The following is a 4,462-nucleotide window of genomic DNA, read 5'->3' as shown; positions in this document are numbered from 1 at the left end:
TTAAACGGACAAACAGATATAGAGGTTTCCTTTCATAGCAGTTTAGCCGGAGCAGAAACCGATACTTTAGAGCTATTTGATGGTTACATTAATAGTACCATGACTACAGAAACCATATTTGTACGTTTAGAAAATAACACGACCAATTGTTATAATGTGAACACCTTACAGTTAGAGGTTTTAGAGAATCCTATAGCTAATGTTTTAACGTCGTTAGATGTCTGTGATGATGATACTGATGGTTTTACGATTTTTGATTTAAGCTTAAAAGATGCCGAAGTCGTAGGTTCACAGTCAGGTATGTCAGTGAGTTATCATGTTAACCCAGCTGACGCCATATCTGGAGATAACCCATTGCCAACCAACTATACCAACACACAATCAGAAGCACAAGAAATTTATGTTCGTATAGAAAATAGTAGTACAGGCTGTTCCGCAACGACCACCTTACAGCTTATTGTAGATCCATTACCAACAACGCTTGCGGTAACTGCTTATGAGTTGTGTGATAGTACAAACACCGGAGACGAAGAAGAAGCCTTTGATCTGAGTACAAAAACAACAGAGATTTTAGATGGTCAAGTGAGTGTAGCAGTTCGTTATTATGCCAATGCCACAGATGCAGAAGCAGGGCTTAACGAAATAACCACACCTTATACCAACATTAGCAATCCAGAGACTGTAGTGGCTGTGCTTACCAATACACTAACTAATTGTAGTTCTAGTGTAAGCTTCGATTTAGTGGTTAACCCATTACCATTATTAATCGTACCAACGGCTTTAGAAGTTTGTGATGATGGCACACCAGATGGTATTACAGAGATTGATTTAAGTCTAAAGAATACCGAAATCTCAGGAGGTAATCCAGGCTATTCTGTTAGCTATTACGAGTTTTTAACAGACGCAGAAGACGAAATTAATCCTTTACCAACGCTATATACTAATACAATTAATGGTCAAATTATATTTGTACGAGTAGAAGATACTACAACAGGTTGTTATGATACCACGAGTTTAGAATTAGTAGTTCAGCAAGCTCCAATAGCTTATACACCAGAAGCGCAACGTTACTGTGATCCGGATAATGACGGAATTGGAGAGTTTACACTTAGTGCATCAGACAATGAAATACGCGGAGGAGCTTCAGGATTATTGGTAACGTACCATGAGACGGAAGAGAATGCAATTATTGGTGTCAATGCTATAGATACGAGTGTTATTTATAACAACATTGTACCCGAAGCACAAACGCTATATGTACGTGTAGAAAGTCCAACGATAGCTACAAATTGTGCCACTATCGTTTTATTAGAGTTAATCGTAGAACCAACGCCACAGTTAATTGCACCAACAGCCTTAGAAGCCTGTGATGATATCTCAGCAGATGGCTTTGCGACTTTTGATCTTACAAGTGCAGCTGCAGAAGTCTTAAACGGTCAAAACCCAACGCAATACATTCTAAGTTATTACGAAACAGAAGCGAATGCTGAAGCCGATTCAAACCCTATAGCAAATCCATTAGCTTATACCAATACAGACGATTTTAATCAAATCATTTGGATCCGTGTAGAAGATAACACTACAGTAGAAGGCTGTTATAAACTAACGAGTTTAGAATTAATAGTAAATCCATTACCTGTCTTAGTAACACCAGCACCATTAGAGTTGTGTGATGCTATCACATTAAACGATGGTCAAGAAGCCTTTATCTTAGAAGATGCTAACGCAGAAATCCTAAACGGCCAAACAGGCATCACTTTAACGTATTACCAAACACAGTCTGATGCAGATACTGCAACCGATCCTATTGTAAGTCCTTATGTGAATACGATTAGTCCAACTCAAAATGCTCAAACGATATTTGTACGTGCACAAAATGATGTTACGAGTTGTTACAATACCGTGAGTGTAACCCTTAGGGTAAATCCATTGCCATCACCAGAAGTGTCACCAGAATCTATTGAGGTTTGTGATGAAGATAATGATGGCTTTGCAGAGTTCGATTTAGAACAACGCACTATAGCGATCACCAATGGGGAATCTGATGTTGTCGTTACCTATCACGAAACAGAGGCAGAAGCAGAGAGTGGAGATAATGCTATCACAGGATTATATACCAACATTGTAGCCAATAATCAAATGATTCATGTGCGTTCAGAGAATACCATAACAGGTTGTTATAGTCTTACTCAGAACACACTAGAGTTAATTGTAAATCCATCACCAGAAGTCCCTGTAACTATTATGCCTTATGTTCTATGTGATGACGATGATAATGGAGTTACACAATTTGATTTAACCACCAAAGATAGTGAGATTCTTAATGGTCAAAATCCATTAGATGTTGTACTCACTTACCATGTAACTGCTTTAGAAGCTGCTTCAGGTAATAATCCAATTATTAATGTTGGTAATTACACCAACACCACAAATCCACAAGTGATTTATGTAAGATTATACAATCCAATCACAGGATGTGAAGACACTGGAGAATTTGAATTGGAAGTAAACTTACCACCAGTAGCAGTACAACCGACACCATTAAGTATTTGTGATGATTTAGGGGAAGCACCAGGAGATGGCTTTACGGTGTTTGATCTTACTGTAAAAGATGCTGAAATTACCGGAGGTAATGCCAGTTGGTCAGTAGCTTATTATGAGACCAGTGCAGATGCACAATCTCAAACTAATGTTATACCAGATGCAACACAATATACTAATGCTTCAATAAACGGTTTAGATGCCAACCCACAAACATTATATGTTGTGGTTACAGATACAGATACCGGTTGTGTAGATTTTGTAATACTAACCATAAGAGTATTGCCCAACCCAACACCAACCGAAAGTGATTTAATACCAGATTTAGAGTTGTGTGATGAAGTGAATACAGGAGATGGAGTAGAGGTGTTTGATCTTACAGAAAATGAAACATTGATACGTAATAACGAAGCAGGAGTAACGATCACTTATTACGAAACGGCAGAAGATGCAGATTCAGGAAGTAATGCGATTCCAGATCCAACACAGTATACCAATACAGAAAGTCCAACGCAAGAGATTTATGTAAGAATGACCAAAGATGCAACAGGCTGTTATGCCTTAGTAGATTTTACAATCGTAGTGCATCCCTTACCAGATGTTGTAGCGGTAACAGACTTTATACAATGTGAATTATTCACTGATGGCTTTGATAGTTTTGATTTAACCACAAAAGATGAAGAGATCTTAAACGGACAAGATGCCACACAATTTATAGTGAGCTATCATTCTGAATTGGTTGATGCAGAAGCAGGGATGAATGGTTTAGTGAGTCCTTATATCAATATTTCAAACCCACAACAGATTTTTGTAACCATTACAAATACTGTAACAGGTTGTTCTATTAGTACACAGAGTTTTAATATAGAAGTTCATGAAGCAGCACAAGCGAATCCAGATATGGAAATTTTTGAAATCTGTGATGATAATATGGAAACCGATGGAAATCCAAGTAATGATAGTTACCAATTCGATTTAACAACTCAAGATTTAGAAGTGTTAGACGGTCAAGATGCAGATGATTATATCGTGACCTATTATGCAACAGAAGACGATGCGAACTTAAATGTAAGTCCATTACCAACGTTGTATGAGAATGTGACTAATCCACAAATCATTTATGCAAGAGTAGATAATAACACACCAGATAGTGTTACAGGTGCAGACACCTCTATCTGTTATGCAATTACAACATTAACCTTACAAGTTAATCCATTGCCAGAATTTAACTTAGAAGATACTTATACGCTATGTTTAAATACCGATGGCACAGAAGTTCTAGATCCATTAGTGATCGATACTGAATTATCTGCAACAGACTATAGTTTTGTATGGAGTTATAATGGTGTAGACATTACAGGAGAGACAGGGCCAAGTATAATGCCAACAGAAGGAGGAACTTATAAAGTAGTAGTGACTGATATCAGTACCTCTACAGAAACAAGTTGTCCAAATGACGACACCACCGAAGTTCTAGAGAGTGAGCCACCAACATTAATAATTGAAAATTTAACACAAGCTTTTGCAAATAATCACGTTTTAGAAGCAACAGCGAGTGGATTTGGGGATTACGAATACAGTTTAGATGATGGTCCATGGCAAGATAGTGGTGTGTTTACCAATGTATCAGCAGGAGATCATATTATTACCGCGAGAGACAAGAATGGCTGTGGTATCACAACAGAACCAGCGTTTGTATTTGACTATCCACTGTATTTTACGCCAAATGGAGATGGAAATAATGAAACTTGGAACATTGAAGGTATTGGAAGTAGTGCAAAAATTTATATATTTGACCGATACGGAAAGTTGTTAAAACAATTAAGTCCTGGAGGAGATGGTTGGAACGGAACATTTAATGGTGAAGCAATGCCAACAAGTGACTACTGGTTTACAGTAGAGTATGACGAACCAAACACAA

General features: G+C 37.6%; 1 protein-coding gene. It reads left to right on the top strand.

Features of this window, described 5'->3' with window-relative positions:
- Nucleotides 1–4,462 (top strand): T9SS type B sorting domain-containing protein (locus HM981_RS17275; RefSeq protein ID WP_179340049.1); only part of this gene is annotated, 4,462 nt, incomplete at both ends.

This window comes from Winogradskyella ludwigii (assembly GCF_013403985.1).
GTDB lineage: Bacteria > Bacteroidota > Bacteroidia > Flavobacteriales > Flavobacteriaceae > Winogradskyella > Winogradskyella ludwigii.
This window is presented reverse-complemented; position numbering and strand designations above follow the sequence as displayed.